Raw genomic sequence first — 14609 nt, 5'->3', positions numbered from 1 at the left:
TGCCGGTGTTCGCCGCGATGATGGCGTAGCCGATGGGGTCGCCGACCGCCGCCGGTTCGCCGACGGACGTGGTGTCCGCCGTGATGGTCACGCTGATCTCGTTCAGTCCGTCGATCGGGAGGGTGGCTGCCGCTTCGTTCGAGACCACCGGTGAGGTTGCCGCGGCTCCGGTGGCGGTGGCGGAGCTGTCGAGGCGCATGGCATCGATGTCGGTCTGCGTCAGCGTGCTCGTCGCCGTCGCCGTCGCGACCTGTCCCGGCGCGAGGACACGCTCGGCCGCGGGCCAGTCGAAGCTGAATCCGGAGAGGCCGGGAGTGGTGTCGGTGATCGAGACGTCGGAGACCGTCGCCGTGCCCGTGTTCCGGAGGGTGTACGTGTGCGTCACCGTGTCGCCGGGGGCGGGGTGGGTGCCGGTCTCCTCGAGCGCCATGGACTGCTCGAGTTCGAGCGACCCGACCGTCGCGATCGAGCGCTGGGTGATCCGCCCCGAGAACGCGGAGTACGAGCCGATGCCGAGGTCGCGGACCGTCCATGCGAGGGAGTTGTTGCCGACCGCTGCGAACGTCCAGGTGTTGCTCGCTGAGTCGTACTGCGCGGTGGCCGAGGTGACGGGCGCCGGGGTTCCGTCGAGCGACCGGATCGGGTTCTCCTGTGGTGCGCCGACGGCGATCTCGGGGAGCGCGATCACCTGGCGGTCCAGGCGGACGTAGTTCGTCGCGACCAGGCCGGCGAGCGGTGCGATGGAGGAGATGTGGTTCCCGGACAACTCGAGGGTCTCGATGTGGACCAGTTCGCGGAGCGGTGTGACGTCCTCGATCAGGTTGTCGTTGATCGTGAGCACCTGGAGCGCGGTGAGCGGGATGAAGGGCGAGAGGTCGGTGATCCGGTTGTCGTCGAGCGCCAGGGAGGTCAACCTCGTCAGGGTGCTCAACGGGCCGGCGTCGGACACGCGGTTGAGTTGCAGGTTCAGGGTGCGGAGGTTCGTGAGGCCTTGGATCGGCGTGACGTCCTCGATCTGGTTGGAGAGCAGGTTCAGGTGCTGCAGCCTCGTCAAGCTCGCCACCGGCGAGACGTCGGAGATCTGGTTGGACGCCGCCTCGAGCGAGTGCAGCGCGGTGAGTGTCGACAGCGGCGCCAGCGTGGTCAGCCGGTTGCCCTTGACGGAGAGGGCCTCCAAGCCGGAGAGACCGCTGAGTGGGCTCAGATCGCTGGCCCCCACATCGTTGAGTCCGAGGCTCGTGAGGTTCACCATCGAGGCGAGCGGCGACAGCTCGGTCAGTGGCGAGGACTGGATGTTGAGCGATGTGAGCTGTGTCATCCCGGCGATGACCGACAGGTCGAGACTCGATGTCCCGGTGAGCGACAGGCTCGTGAGCGATGCGAGGGACGCGAGCGGCTCGACGCCGGCGGAGAGCGGCGCACGGGTGAGCGAGAGTGACGTGAGGTTGGTGAGTGACTCGATGCCGACAAGCGACTGGACGGTCGTGCCGCAGCGGAGCGTGGTCACCGTCGCAGCCTGCTCCTCGGAGATGGGCGTCCCGGATGGGAGCCCGAGCGCCTGTTGGACACAGTAGTTGAGGTTGCCATCGGCGAACGTGACGTCTGCGGCGTGCGCTGGCGTGGCATTGGCGATCGCCGCGACGGCGCCGATCGCCAGCGCGGCGATGGAGCGGAGTACGGGTGCCCGTCTCCGCGGCGGAGCGGCACCGACGCCTGGGTCGGGTTGGACGAGTGAGGGAGGGGTCATGAGATTCCTTCGATGGGGGAGCTGGTCGAAGACCATGGCTCTCGCCACGGCGCGGACGGACTTCCGGCGAACGGAGCTCAGCTCACGATGAAGGATCAGTATATCAGTCTGATATGCAGGATATGTTCAGATCGAGTTTCTCGTATCACGAGGGGCGCCACCCTCCACGGCCACTTTGGCTCACGAAAGGACGAGCACCCCGCCCGCCGTGTCGGCGCTCAGTGCCGCGAGGCCCGCCTGGAGCGCGTCGCCCGCATGTGCGGCGACCCCTGGCAAGCCGTTCGGCACCGCGCGTGGCTCGTCGGCACGTCGCGCGGTCGCACCCGGCCAGACCACCGCGGTGACGTTCGCCGTCGGCTCCGGCAATTGTGCGCCGATGATGAGGAACTGCTGCCCGAGATTGGACGCCGAGGAGCGGTCGGCGACGTCGAGCAGCTCCAGGCCGAGCACGACCACGAGGTCGGGGGAGCCGGCGAGCACGTCCGTGAGGGGATCTCCCGTGTCGGCGCCACCGGGAGGCACCACCGTCCTGCTGACGGCCGCGCCGGTTCGCGCGCCGATGGCGTCCACCGCGGCGTCGATCTCGGGGTCGGTGCCCTGGGGCACTGCGGTCACGACGGCGACCGTGAACCCCTCCGGTGCGACGGCGTCGGCCCATGAGGCGGGCTCGGGCGTGCTCGTCGCGCCCGGCACCGACGGCGCAGCGTCGGTCCGACCGGTCGGCGCCGTCAGGACCCCGTCGGTTCCACCGGTTCCGGAGCACCCGGTCAGTGCGAGTGCGAGCGCGAAGACGGCTGCGGAGTGGAAGCGGGCGACGCGCGATGGGCGCGTGCGGGTGGACGACATGTGGGATCCGATCGTGCAGGCGATGACGAGATGACCGACCGGGGCCGGACGCGGAAGCAGAGGTGCCCCGCCGTCGGGTCGCGGACGACCATGGACGACGGGGCACCCGCCAGAGGTCAGCCCTCGCGACGCGCGCGGGCCCGACGCTGCAGCAGCGTCAGCGCGCCGCCCAACAGGAGCATGAACGCGATCGCGACGATCCCGCCGATCTCCGCGCCCGTGTTCGCGAGCGGGTCGGAGCCGGACGCGACCGGCGTCGGGGAACCTGGACCCGTCCCGCTGCCGGCGCCCGGTGTGCCGGGAACGGCGGGGGCGGCGGTGACCGTGACCGAGCGGCTTGCCGTCGCCGTGTTGCCGGCGGCGTCGGACACCGCGTAGCTCAGGGCGTAGGTGCCCGGCGTCATCGTGTCGACCGATCCTGAGACGGTGATCGCCGCGGTCAGGTCGCCGTCGCGCGTATCCGTCGCCGTGACGCCGGCGAGCGCATCGAACGCAGCACCCTGTTCCACCGTGGTCTCGGTCTCAGGCAGCACGAGTTGCGGCGCGACGGTGTCCTCGCGCTGCAGGGTCACCTCGTCCACGACGCTGTTCACCGCCGCCCGGGCGGCAGGGTTGGCCTCGCTCCGGAGCGTCGTGATCGTGATGGAGTCGTCGGTCACCCGGATGTTCGAGTAGTTGCGCGTGTACTCCTGGTTGATGACCGAGGCGAACCAGGCGTCGGGCGCCTTGACGTCGTAGTACTTCGACCCGCTCGCGGAGTTTGCGGTGACGTAGAGGACCTCGCCTGGGCCCGCGGTGACGGTGCCCTGTGCGGCGGTCTCGTCCGGGTTCGCGAGCTCGCCGTCCTTGATGAGGTAGCTGCGCGTGTAGCTGTGGTCGTGTCCCTGGAGGACGAGGTCGACGCCGAGGTCGGAGATGATCGACGGCAGCTTCGCCCGCATGTCCACGATCTGCGTGTCGTTCGTGTGCGCCGCCACCGAGTAGATCGAGTGGTGGAACGCGAGCACCTTCCACTTCGCGGACGCACCCTGCTCGGCGACGACCTGCTCGAGGAACGCGGCGTGCGAGTCGTAGTCGCTGCTGTTCGAATTGATCACCATGAACAGGACGTCCTTGTAGGAGAACCAGTAGTCGCCGCCCGAGGAGGTACCGGAGGTCGCCGCGCCGGCGGTGGGGTCCAGGTTCGGCACGTTGTAGTGCTGCTCGTAGGCCTTCGAGCCGACGTCGTGGTTGCCGTTGACGGGTACGAGCGGCATGGTGCGGAGCTGCTCGGGGGCGAGGAAGGCGTTGTAGTGGTCCTCGTTGCCGGCGCGCTCGACCTGGTCACCCGCTGAGAACAGCAGTTCCGCATCGGGGTAGGCGGCCTGTGCGACGTCCAGGGTGTCGGCCCAGCCGGCCTGGTCGTTCGCCACGTTCCCGGAGGCTCCGATCTGCGGATCCCCGACGAAGAGGAAGTCGTAGTCGCCGGAGAAGGACTTGGTCGTGAACGCCGAGACCTCCGACCAGCCGTTGTCGTCACTGCCGACCCGGTAGACGTAACCGGTACTCTCGGCGAGTCCCGTGATCGTCGCGAAGCGGTTGAACTCACCACTCGTCGTGACGCCGCCGACACCCGGCACGTTCACCGCCGACGCCTCGGGGAAGGCGTCACCGGTCATCGCGGACGCCGGTGCGACCTGAGCGACCTGGGCGACATCGCGGTCGCTGTACCAGGTGATGCCGCGTTCGCTCTCATCGGCGCCGATCGTGAGGACGACGTCGGAGATCGACACGGGTTCGTCGGCTGCGACCGGGGCGAGTGAGGTCAGGTCGAAGTAGATGTCCGAGCTCGTGGCCCGATCCTGGTGGAGCGCGACCGCGACGGTGTTCTCGCCGGCGACGAGTGCGCTCGCCGGGACGGTGAACGTGGAGGTGAGCGGATCGCCGTTGCTGGCGCCGGCGTACATCTGGTTGCGTGACGCCTCCGGCGCCGCCTCGACCTGCTCGTCGACGAAGCCGGCGACCTTGATGCCGTTCACGAAGACCTGCACGGCGTCGTCGTACACGATGCTGCCTTGGAGGCTGTCGAGTCCGTCGAGCTGCTCACCGGTCAACTCGAAGTCCGAACGGAAGTGATACGTCGGCACATCGGGTGCCGCGCTGCCGTCGATGTACTGGTTGAGCAGGGTCTTCGCGGTGTACGGGCCGATGCCGGTCGCGCGACCGTTCTTCGCGCCGAAGCTGCCGTTCGCGGTCTTCCATGCGCTGTCGTCGAAGCCGCCCTGCGTCCAGACCAGGCGATCGGCGGAACCGGCGGCCGGGTCGCTCGCGTCGTCGGAGTAGCTCCAGACGGTCGACGCGGTGTCGAGGAAGGTGTCGGGGTACGAGGCCGCCTGCGCCGGTGCGGCGGCGGTGGTGCCGACGCCCACGAGGAGCACGAGCGCTCCGAGGGTGCCGCCGGCGAGTCGCGTCGCGCGGTGTCGCGAGCGGTGGCGCGTGTCAGTCGCGCCGGTGATGTCGTTCACGCAGATCTCCAGTGTTCTTCCGAGGTGCAGGCATCGCCCGCACCGCCGAGCGAATCGCAACGCTCGGCAGCCGATCACGGTACGGAGATCGGATGAATGCGCGGTTGCGGGCGGGCGACCCTGCGGTGACCGCGCGGTGACCCCGCCCGTCAGGTGTCGTCGACTCTGCCGTCAACCCCGGGTGGATCCGCTGATATTCGGTACGCTGATGGCATAGCATTCGCCGACGAAGGAGACCCCGCATGCCCGTGCCCTCAGCCAACCCGCCCGTCGAGCGTCGGTCACTTCGCGAGGTCGCGGTCGAACGCATCCGCACGGCCATCTTCGACGGCACCCTCGAGCCCGGTGAGCACCTCAACGACGGCGAACTCCAGTCCTGGCTCGGGATTTCCCGCACGCCGATCCGCGAGGCCCTCAACGACCTCGCCCGCGTCGGCCTCATCGAGATGGCCGCACAGCGGTACACCCGCGTCGCCCTGCCCGACCCGGCACAGCGCACCGAGGTCATGCAGACGCTGGGCGCGATGCTCGGCGGTGTCGTCCGCGTCACGGTGCCCGGTCTCGGCGCGACGCAGAAGAAGGCGCTCGTCCGCGCGATCAACCAGGTGATCGTGGTCGTCGAGCAGCGAGACATGGCCGAGCACGGGCGACTCAGCTGGGAGCTCTTCGACGCGTTCATCGCCGCGTGCCCGAACGCCACGCTCGTCGCGGCGACGAAGGACATCATCGACGGCCTCACCTACCGGTCCTCCGCGACCCGCACCGAGGAGAACACGGACTGGGCGGCCAAGGAGCAGGGCTATCCGGAGCTCCGTGAGGCGGTCGAGGCCGGTGACGCGATCGCCGCCGAACTGGCGGTCGAGAACATCTTCCGCCTCTCCACGCAGCTGTAGTCCCCTTCCGTCGGCCACCCTTCGACAGGCGGATCCTGAGCTTGTCGAAGGGCAGGGACCAGCATCCGGTCACTGAGCCGAATTCCGGTCACTGAGCCTGCCGAAGTGCCAACGCCCGCCCGGCGAACCCGACGAGGACGACGCCGCCGCCCACGAGCACCGACGTCGGCGGCAGCGTGAACATGAGGACGACGCAACCGACGGCACCGAACACACTGACCGCGCGAGGGTACCGTCGGTGCTCGCGCGTCTGGCGGAACGCCGCGACGTTGGCGACCACGTAGTAGAGCAGCACGCCGAACGAGGAGAACCCGATCGCGCTCCGGAGGTCGATGAGCAGGACGAGGACGACGACGACCGCACCGACGAGGAGCTCCGCCCGGTAGGGGGTCGCGAAGCGCGGGTGCACCGCGTCGAGCACCCGGGGCAGGTCGCCAGTCCTCGCCATCGCGAAGGCGGTCCGTCCGATGCCTGCGAACACGGCGAGGAGCGCCCCCAGACAGGCCGCCGCCGCACCGAGTCGCACCAGCGTCGCAGCCCACGGCCACCCGTTCGTCTCCACCACCGCGGCCAAGGGGCGCGCACTGGACGCGAGACCGTCTGCGCCGAGCGTGAGCAGCGACACGACCGCGACGGCCGCGTAGACGATCACCGCGACGGCGAACGCGATCCCGATGGCGCGCGGGATCGTCTTGGCCGGGTCGCGGACCTCCTCGCCGAGGGTCGCGATCCGCGCGTACCCGGCGAAAGCGAAGAACAGCAACCCGGCGGACTGCAGCACGGCGAGCGGGCCGGCGTCGAACCCGAGCGACGCGAGCCCCGTCGAACCGGCGTCCGGTCCGACGAGGCCTGAGTCGACGACCACGGCGAGGACCAGGAGGACGGCCACCACGATCACCCGGGTCGCGGTCGCGGTGCGGGTGACCCCGAGGCAGTTGGTCACGACCACGAGGGCGACCGCGAACGCGGCGACCGGACGACTCCACTCGGCCGGTGCAGCGTACGCGGCGAAGGCGACCGCCATGGCTGCGGCGCTCGCCGTCTTGCCCACCACGAAGCTCCATCCGGCGGCGAAGCCCCACCACGGCCCGATGAGTTCGCGGCCGTACAGGTAGGTGCCGCCGGCCGAGGGGAGTTGTGCGGCGAGTTGCGCGGAGGACATCGCGTTGCAGCAGGCGACGACCGCGGCGATCATGAGCCCGATGAGGAGTCCGGCGCCGGCGACCTCCGCCGCCGGTTGGAACACCGCGAAGACGCCGGCGCCCATCATCGACCCCAGGCCGATGAACACCGCGGCGCTCGTGCCCAGGCGTCGCTGCAGTCGGGGATCGCTCACCCGATCACGGTAGTGCCGTCAGGTGAACAGCGGGGTCCGGTCACCGACCTCGGCGGACGACGGTCTGCCGCAGCACGCGCAACAGCCCCAGGAAGCCGAGGAACCCGATGAACGCCGCGATCAGGTCGAACACCCGGAGGCCGCCGGGGAGGACCGGGCCGGCACCGGTGACGACGAGGACCACGGCGATCACGAGGGCGGCGATCGAGATCAGGGTTCCCACGATCTCCGCGGTCACACCCTCCACGAGCCCCTTCGCCGGTTCATCGGCGAAGCCCTTCAGCGTCACGCCGACCGTCCCGTCTTCGAGGCCGGACAGCAGCGAATCGAGTCGGCGCGGGAGGTTGCGGGCCAAGGCGGCGGTGACGGCGGCCTGCGCCTGCAGGGTGACCGCCGTCTGCCGAATGGACTGCGAGCGGCGGAGCAGGCGCGGGACCATCGGGAGGGCCTGTTCGAACATGTCGAAGTCGGGGTCGAGCGCTTTGAGGCACCCTTCGAGGGTCGCGAAGCTGCGGAACGCGGCGGCGAGGTCGCCGGGGAGCGCGATGTGGTGCTGCCGGATGACGTCGAGGAGTCGGCTGAAGATCGAGCCGTCGCCACCCGGGCGGTGACGTTCCGTCGTGATCACGATGCCCACGTCGTGGCGCAGGGCGTCGAGGTCGGCGTCCTCGGGCAGGTCGACGATGAGGAGGAGGGCGTCGGTCGCCGCGATGTCGTCCTCGCTGACGGTCGCGAGCATCACCGCGGTGAGTCGCTGCCGCTGGCTGCGCTCGATGACGCCGACGGCCCCGAAGTCGATCAGCCCGAGCGATCCGTCCTCGCGGAGGATGACGTTGCCCGGGTGGAGGTCGGCGTGGAAGACGCCGTGCACGAGGATCTGTTCGAGCACGACCTCCATGAGGCCGGTCGCGAGGGTCTCGCGTTCCTCTTTGGGGATGGTCGCGATGCGGTCCCGCGCTCGACTGAGCGGTAGCCCGTCGACGAGGTCCATGGTGAGCAGGCGGGCGCCGGAGGCCGCCGGATAGACGCGTGGGACCGTGATCCGGACGCCTTCGTCGCGCTCATCGCGACGCTTCAAGGTGCTGCGGATCATCTCCACGTTGCGGGCTTCGATCCGGTAGTCGAGTTCTTCGAGCAGCGTCGAGGTGAAGGCCCGCGCGACGGAGGCGAGGCGGAGGTCCTGCCCGAACTTGGTGTGCGTCTCGGCGCGCTCGGCGAGGCGGACGACGATGTCGGCGTCTGCCTCGACCTGCACGCGGGCCGCCGGTCGCTGGACCTTCACGACCACGGGGGTGCCGTCGAGCAGCTCGGCGGTGTGCACCTGGGCGACGGACGCGGCCGCGAGCGGTTCGGAGTCGATCGACGCGAACACGGTGTCGATCGGTGCGCCGAGCTCGGTCTCGATGACGACCTGGACCTCGTGCCAGGGGAGGGTGGTCGCCTCGGACTGCAGCGACGCGAGGGCACTGAGGTACGGCTCGGGCACGAGGTCCCGTCTCGTGGAGAGCACCTGTCCGAGCTTCACGAAGGTGACGCCGGAGTCGTTGATCGTGGCGATGATCGCGTTGGCACGCTGCTCGCTCGTGGTGAGTTCGAGCTGGACGCGGGATCGGCCGTGCACGAGCCAGCCCGCGCCGTGTCGGGATGCGATGGCGAGGATCTGCAGGTATCGCCTCGTCCGTCGCCGTCGTTTGATCGCGGAGCGGACGACGTCGATCGGGTTCATCAGCGGCCGGGTCGGGATGATGACCTCGATGGCGACGAGGACACCGAGCCCGAGGGCGAAGATCCAGCCGATCGCGAGGAGGGCGACGGCGATCGCCGCGAAGGCCGCCCGAGCGTCCCCGGCCTCACCGGGCTGGACCAGGCCGGTCTGTTGCAGCAGCCAGTTCACGAACGGTGGGCCGGTGACGAACACGACGAGCCCGACCAGGATGCTGCGTGGCCAACCCACCGGGGCGTCGAGCACCCGTCGGGCGGCGAACCCGAGGAGCAGCGCCGACACGACCGCCAGCACGATGGTGAGTGCGTCAGTCAGCATCCGGCATCCCCTCGTCGGTCGAGCGGTCGTCTCGCCCCGCTCGCCAGCGTATCCGGCCCGGCTGAGCGAGCGCGAGCGCTGATGCGCTCACCGAGAGCGCACAAGACGCTCTCAAACGCGGCCTGAGCGGGCATCTTCTGCACTCTCGGGGGGGCGTCACCCGACGGCGTCGCGACGGCGGATGAGTTCCTGCAGTTGCTCGTCACGTCGGTCGGCGTCCGCCCTGACCATCGCACGCAGTGAGGAGTCGTACACGGACGCCGCTTGCTCCGGCTCACAGTCCAGGACGGCTGCGATGCGCTCCAACGCCTCGTCGTCCGACACCGCGCTCCCGACCACCTCGGCGATCTCGGGCCAGGACCGGCGGGCGCCGACTCGCAGCTGCTCTGCTTCGATCTGTCGTTCGAAGGCTCGGCGCTCGCTCGCGGGGTCGGCCCGGTGACGGTTCTGCTTGGCGACCTGACGCGCCACCATCTCTGCAGTCAGCTCGACCCGCAGCGGCTCGGCGAGGCGCAGGCCGAGTTCGACGACCACGACGTGCAGATCGTAGGGGCCGGGCCGCAATGACGACGGGTCGGACTGCAGTTGCAGCTGCACCGGGACGCGGTTGTACTCCCCGGGGTCGAGCGGGACGGCGCGGCCCGCCGCGGAACCCATCCATCCGAAGGAGAACCCGGTCTCGCCTGGAGTGGTGAGTGCGCCGATGGCAAAGAACCCCTCGTCGGTGGGCGTCCATCTGGTGGTGCCCGCGTTGACGATGTCGATGACGAGCTCGCTCGGGTCGGCCAGCTCCGCGATGAACCGCGGCCATCGCAGCACCAATCCCTGTCGGCGCTCCGCTCGGCTCGGTCGCACGTCCAAGGTGTCCGGGTGCACGCGCACCACCGGAGGCCGCTCTCCCTCATGCACCTGTGCCAGGCGCCAGGTCCGGTGGTCCGCATCGACCGGCGAACCGAGATACACCGCACCGCTCTCCAACCGGCGGAGCACCCGCCAACCATCCGACGGGGCCTCAGCGGTGGTGGCGTCGTCTACGCCACAGGCCAGTTCGTCCGCCAGCGCCGAGAGTGTCGTGCCGTCGCCGGTGAGTGCGTCGCCGTCGACCTCGAGGTCCCCGATCCGTGGTGCATCATCCATGGAAGCCATGCCCGATGGTCTCACGCGACCACCGCCGCCGGCTCGGCCTCGTCGTCACCCCGCGGCGAAGGCCGACCGGCGTCCCGCGATCGTGAGCAGTAGCGCAGCGAGTCCGAGGGCGATCATGACCACCGGGAGGATCAGGCCGTCGAAGGTGCCGAGGAGGAGCGCCCCGAGGACACCACCCGCGAAGATCGCGAGGTTGAACGCGACGGGCAGGAAGGAGTTCGCGACGTCCGAGTGCTCGCGTCCCGATCGGGTGAGCGCCGACTGCAGCTGGGCCGAGGAGCCACCGAACGCCAGCCCCCACAGGACCGTCGCGACGAGGACGGCGACGATCGATGCGTGGCCGATCAGGAGCAGCAAGCCCGCCACGACGAACACCGCGACGCTCGCGTGGAGCAGCGCGCGAGGAGCCCGGTCGATGAGCGCCGCCGTGAGACCGATGCCCGCGATGGACGCGACGCCGTAGACCAGCAGCACGAGATCGGCTCCGAGTCCCGTGCCCGAGGACCGAAGGAACGGCGAGATGTAGGTGTAGACCGTGTTGTGCGCCAGCATCCAGACGACGATCACCGCGAGGACGACAGCGACACCCGGTAGGACGAGCACCCGTCGAAGCGGGAGCCGTGCCGAGCGAGGCTGTCCGGGCGCGTCGGGCACCACCACCGCGATGGACACGAGCACGACGAGCGCGAGCGCCGTGAGTCCTCCGAACGCCCAGCGCCAGTCGAACGCGGTGCCCAGCCAGGCGCCGAGCGGTGTCCCGAGCGCCAGCCCGGCAGGCGCTCCGACGGACACGATCGACAGTGCGAGGCCTCCACGGTCGGCCGGGCTGATGCGACGCCCATAGGCGGCGAGCATGCCCCAGATCACCCCGCAGAACGCACCGGCGACGAACCGCGACACCAGCGCGACGACGACGTCCCCGGCGACCGCGGTCACGGTGTTCGCGAGGATGAGCCCGACGATCGCGCCGAGGAGGAGCGGCTTGCGACGCAGCCCACGGGTGATGGCGAGCGCCGGGATCGTGACGATGACGGTCCCGAGCGCCCACACACTGATGAACTGACCGATCAGGCCCTCGCTCGTCTCGAGACCTCGGGCGATGACGGGGAGGAGCCCTGCCGGCATCGTCTCCGAGGCCACGAGGACGAACCCCATGGCGGCGAGGGCCGCGAGCGCGAACCAGGGCATCCGGGTGGGCGCCCCGGCTGTCGGGAGAGGCGACGCCCCGGCCGGAGCGCCCGGGGTCGAGGTGATCGGTTCCGCGGGGTTCACAGTGTCAGCAGCACCTTGATCGCACGACGCTCGTCCATGGCCCGGTAGCCCTCGGCGGCGTCCTCGAGCGGCAGCGTGAGGTCGAAGACCTTCCCCGGGTCGATCCTCCGCTCCCAGATCATCCGGATGAGCTCGGGGAGGAACCGTCGCACCGGCGCCGGCCCACCGTGGAGGTGCACCTCGGCGAAGAAGAGCTCGTCGAGCGGCAGCGAGACACCCTCGTGGGCGACGCCGACGAAGCCGACGTGGCCGCCCCCGCGGGTGGAGCGGATCGCCTGCAGCATGGATTCCTCGGTGCCGACCGCCTCGATGACGCTGTGCGCGCCGAGACCGCCGGTCAGCTCCGTGATCCGTGCGACGCCCGCCGCACCACGCTCCTCGACGATGTCGGTCGCGCCGAACTCGCGGGCGAGCGCCTGCCGGTCGGCGTGACGGGACATCGCGATGATGCGTTCCGCCCCGAGCTCCCGGGCCGCGAGGACGCCCATGAGTCCGACGGCCCCGTCACCGACGACCGCGACCGTCTTCCCCGGCCCCACCTCGGCGGCGACAGCGGCGAACCAGCCCGTCCCGAGTACGTCGGACGCGGCGAGCAGCGAGGGGATGAGCTCCGCGTCCGGCTGCCCCGGCGTCGCCACGAGCGTGCCGTCGGCGTGGGGGATACGGGCGAGCTGCGCCTGCGTGCCGGCGGCGACCGACACGAACTCGGCGTGCACGCACTTCGACTGGTACCCCGCCTGACAGATCTCACAGGTGTTGTCGGAGGTCACGAAGGAACCCACCACGAAGTCGCCGACGGCGATCGTCCGAACGTCCTCGCCGACCTGCTCGACGACACCCACGTACTCGTGCCCCATGTTCGTGTGGTCGACGGGCTCGACCCCGCGGTACGGCCACAGGTCGGACCCGCAGATGCAGGTCGCCGTGAGCCGGATGACGGCGTCGGTCGGGTCGATGACGGTGGGGTCCGGACGGTCCTCGACCCGGACGTCGCCGGGCGAGTGCATGACGACTGCGCGCATGTGTGCTCCTTCTGTCGGGTGGTGCAGGCGACCAGTCAACGCCCCGCGCGACGCGGGAGGGAGTCCCGCCTGAGAGGTGTACCGAGAGGGCACCTGTCTGCTCGCGCCGAGGACGTATCGTCGGAGGCATGGACGATCGAGCAGACGTACGCGAGTTCCTCATGACGCGTCGGGCACGGCTGACCCCGGAACTCGCCGGCCTCACCGCGGGCCCCAACCGTCGGGTGACCGGGCTGCGGCGTTCCGAGGTGGCGGCGCTCGCCGGGGTCAGTGTCGAGTACTACGCGAAGCTGGAGCGCGGAGCCATCGCCGGAGCGTCCTCGACCGTCCTCGACGCCATCGCCCGGGCGCTCCAGCTCGACGAGGCGGAACGCACCCACTTGTTCGACCTCGCCCGCGCGGCCGACGGCGTCCCACTCTCCGGTCGACCGCGTCGCCGGGTGGCCAAGAACCCCGCGACCCGGCCGAGCCTGCACTGGATGCTCGATGCGATCACCGACGGCATCGCCTTCGTCCGCAACACCCACCAGGACCTCCTCGCGACCAACGAGCTCGGGCGCGCGTTCTACTCACCGGTCATCGGCGACGGCGGGCGCACCCCGAATCTCGCGCGGTTCCAGTTCCTCGACCCGGCCTCCCGTGACTTCTACCCCGACTGGGACGTCTTCGCCGAGATGTGCGTGTCGGTCATGCGTGCCGAGGCCGGCCGGGACCCGCACGACAAAGGACTGCACGACCTCGTCGGTGAGCTGTCGACCCGGAGCGACGCCTTCCGCACGCTCTGGGGAGCGCACAACGTGCGCACGCACGGCACGGGCACGAAGCGGTTCAACCACCCGATCGTCGGCGAGATGACCTTCGCCTACGAGGAGCTCGCGATCACGGCCGACCCCGGTCACGTCGTGCTCGTCTACACGGCGGAGCCCGGCTCGCCATCCGCCGAGCGACTGCAGTTGCTCGCGAACTGGGCGGCGTCCCAGCGGCAGGCTGCGCAGCGTGACGACACGGCGGTCACGAACGAGCCCGACACCAGCGAGGCCGGACAGGCAGGGGGTCGCTGATGCCGCGCATCCTGGTGACCGGTGCCGCCGTCGGCCTGGGGCTCGGCGCCGCGACCGAGCTGGTCGACCACGGGCACGAGGTGCTCGTCCACGCACGGAGCCTCGCCCGCGCCGACGGTGTCCGGCTGCTCGACGAGCCCTCCGCGCACCTCGTCACCGGTGACCTCACCACCCTCGACGGCGTCCATGAGCTCGCGGAGCAGGTCGCCGCAGCCGGTCCCGTGGACGCGATCATCCACAACGCCGGCGTCCTCGACGGAACGGCCGTCCTGCCGGTCAACGTGGTCGCGCCCTACCTGCTCACCGCCCTCGTCCCCGCGCGGCGACTCGTGTTCCTCAGCAGCAGCATGCATCGCGGCGGTACCGCGACGCTCGACGGCCTCGACTGGTCGGGTTCCACGAGGACGGCGAGCTACTCCGACAGCAAACTCCTCGTGACCGTCCTCGCGGCGGCCATCGCGCGAGTGCGTCCCGGGGTGTTCAGCAACGCGGTCGACCCGGGGTGGGTGCCGACACGGATGGGCGGGCCGAACGCGCCCGACGATCTGGAACTCGGGCACCGGACCCAGGTGGCGCTCGCCGAAGGGCGCGGCGCCGACACCTCCGGATACTGGCACCACCAGCGACGCGAGGAGCCGCACCGCGCGGTCCGAGACGAGGCGTTCCAGGACGAGCTGCTGCTCGCGCTCGCCGAGCACACAGGCGTGTCGCTCTCCTGAGAGCGCAGGAGACGCACTCCCG

11 protein-coding genes are annotated in these 14609 nt (G+C 70.2%); 3 read left to right on the top strand and 8 right to left on the bottom strand.

The window, feature by feature from the left end; all coding sequences use genetic code 11:
* From RWN05_RS07915 to RWN05_RS07905, 3 genes are all read right to left on the bottom strand, one after another.
* Positions 1–1747: leucine-rich repeat domain-containing protein (locus RWN05_RS07915; protein ID WP_314139180.1), on the bottom strand; the 1747-nt coding region annotated here is incomplete at its 3' end.
* 180 nt (positions 1748–1927) lie between these two features.
* Entirely contained in the window at positions 1928–2593 is a 666-nt protein-coding gene (locus RWN05_RS07910) for a hypothetical protein (protein WP_314139179.1), read from the bottom strand.
* Between the two features lie 116 nt (positions 2594–2709).
* Positions 2710–5097 carry an immunoglobulin-like domain-containing protein gene (locus tag RWN05_RS07905; RefSeq protein WP_314139178.1) on the bottom strand — a complete coding sequence of 796 codons (2388 nt, stop codon included), beginning with the start codon at positions 5095–5097 and terminating at the stop codon, positions 2710–2712.
* Positions 5098–5339: 242 nt separating this feature from the next.
* Between RWN05_RS07905 and RWN05_RS07900 the strand changes: the two genes are divergently transcribed.
* Positions 5340–5990 (top strand): GntR family transcriptional regulator, encoded by a 651-nt coding sequence (locus tag RWN05_RS07900; RefSeq protein ID WP_064294938.1) that lies wholly within the window; start codon positions 5340–5342, stop codon positions 5988–5990.
* An 88-nt stretch (positions 5991–6078) separates the two neighbouring features.
* Here RWN05_RS07900 and RWN05_RS07895 read toward each other — a convergent pair whose 3' ends face one another.
* The 5 genes from RWN05_RS07895 to RWN05_RS07875 form a co-directional block, all read right to left on the bottom strand.
* Positions 6079–7326: an amino acid permease gene (locus RWN05_RS07895; RefSeq protein ID WP_314139177.1), complete on the bottom strand. Its 1248-nt coding sequence runs from the start codon at positions 7324–7326 to the stop codon at positions 6079–6081.
* A gap of 40 nt (positions 7327–7366) precedes the next feature.
* Positions 7367–9367 (bottom strand): AarF/UbiB family protein, encoded by a 2001-nt coding sequence (locus RWN05_RS07890; RefSeq protein WP_314139176.1) that lies wholly within the window; start codon positions 9365–9367, stop codon positions 7367–7369.
* A 156-nt stretch (positions 9368–9523) separates the two neighbouring features.
* Complete coding sequence (locus RWN05_RS07885) at positions 9524–10504, bottom strand: hypothetical protein (RefSeq protein ID WP_314139175.1); 981 nt, start codon at positions 10502–10504, stop codon at positions 9524–9526.
* Between the two features lie 54 nt (positions 10505–10558).
* Positions 10559–11701, bottom strand: coding sequence for an MFS transporter (locus RWN05_RS07880; RefSeq protein ID WP_314139174.1), 1143 nt, complete (start codon positions 11699–11701; stop codon positions 10559–10561).
* Positions 11702–11781: 80 nt separating this feature from the next.
* A complete protein-coding gene (locus tag RWN05_RS07875) occupies positions 11782–12807 on the bottom strand; it encodes a zinc-dependent alcohol dehydrogenase family protein (RefSeq protein ID WP_314139173.1) in 1026 nt (341 codons plus the stop codon).
* A gap of 128 nt (positions 12808–12935) precedes the next feature.
* Between RWN05_RS07875 and RWN05_RS07870 the strand changes: the two genes are divergently transcribed.
* The gene (locus RWN05_RS07870; RefSeq protein WP_314139172.1) at positions 12936–13868 is read left to right on the top strand and encodes a helix-turn-helix transcriptional regulator; all 933 of its coding nucleotides are present in this window, start codon (positions 12936–12938) and stop codon (positions 13866–13868) included.
* Positions 13868–14587: an SDR family NAD(P)-dependent oxidoreductase gene (locus RWN05_RS07865; RefSeq protein WP_314139170.1), complete on the top strand. Its 720-nt coding sequence runs from the start codon at positions 13868–13870 to the stop codon at positions 14585–14587. Before RWN05_RS07870 ends, RWN05_RS07865 begins: the two co-directional genes overlap by 1 nt.
* Positions 14588–14609: the final 22 nt, after the last annotated feature.

It is taken from the genome of uncultured Plantibacter sp. (assembly GCF_963518075.1).
GTDB lineage: Bacteria > Actinomycetota > Actinomycetes > Actinomycetales > Microbacteriaceae > Plantibacter > Plantibacter flavus_A.
This window is presented reverse-complemented; position numbering and strand designations above follow the sequence as displayed.

Excerpts from the sequence above, each read along its gene's own strand:
- RWN05_RS07910 (WP_314139179.1), bottom strand. The coding sequence starts at position 2,593 with ATGTCGTCCACCCGCACGCGCCCATCGCGCGTCGCCCGCTTCCACTCC.
- RWN05_RS07900 (WP_064294938.1), top strand. The coding sequence starts at position 5,340 with ATGCCCGTGCCCTCAGCCAACCCGCCCGTCGAGCGTCGGTCACTTCGC.
- RWN05_RS07890 (WP_314139176.1), bottom strand. The coding sequence starts at position 9,367 with ATGCTGACTGACGCACTCACCATCGTGCTGGCGGTCGTGTCGGCGCTG.
- RWN05_RS07885 (WP_314139175.1), bottom strand. The coding sequence starts at position 10,504 with ATGGATGATGCACCACGGATCGGGGACCTCGAGGTCGACGGCGACGCA.
- RWN05_RS07880 (WP_314139174.1), bottom strand. The coding sequence starts at position 11,701 with ATGCCCTGGTTCGCGCTCGCGGCCCTCGCCGCCATGGGGTTCGTCCTC.
- RWN05_RS07875 (WP_314139173.1), bottom strand. The coding sequence starts at position 12,807 with ATGCGCGCAGTCGTCATGCACTCGCCCGGCGACGTCCGGGTCGAGGAC.
- RWN05_RS07870 (WP_314139172.1), top strand. The coding sequence starts at position 12,936 with ATGGACGATCGAGCAGACGTACGCGAGTTCCTCATGACGCGTCGGGCA.
- RWN05_RS07865 (WP_314139170.1), top strand. The coding sequence starts at position 13,868 with ATGCCGCGCATCCTGGTGACCGGTGCCGCCGTCGGCCTGGGGCTCGGC.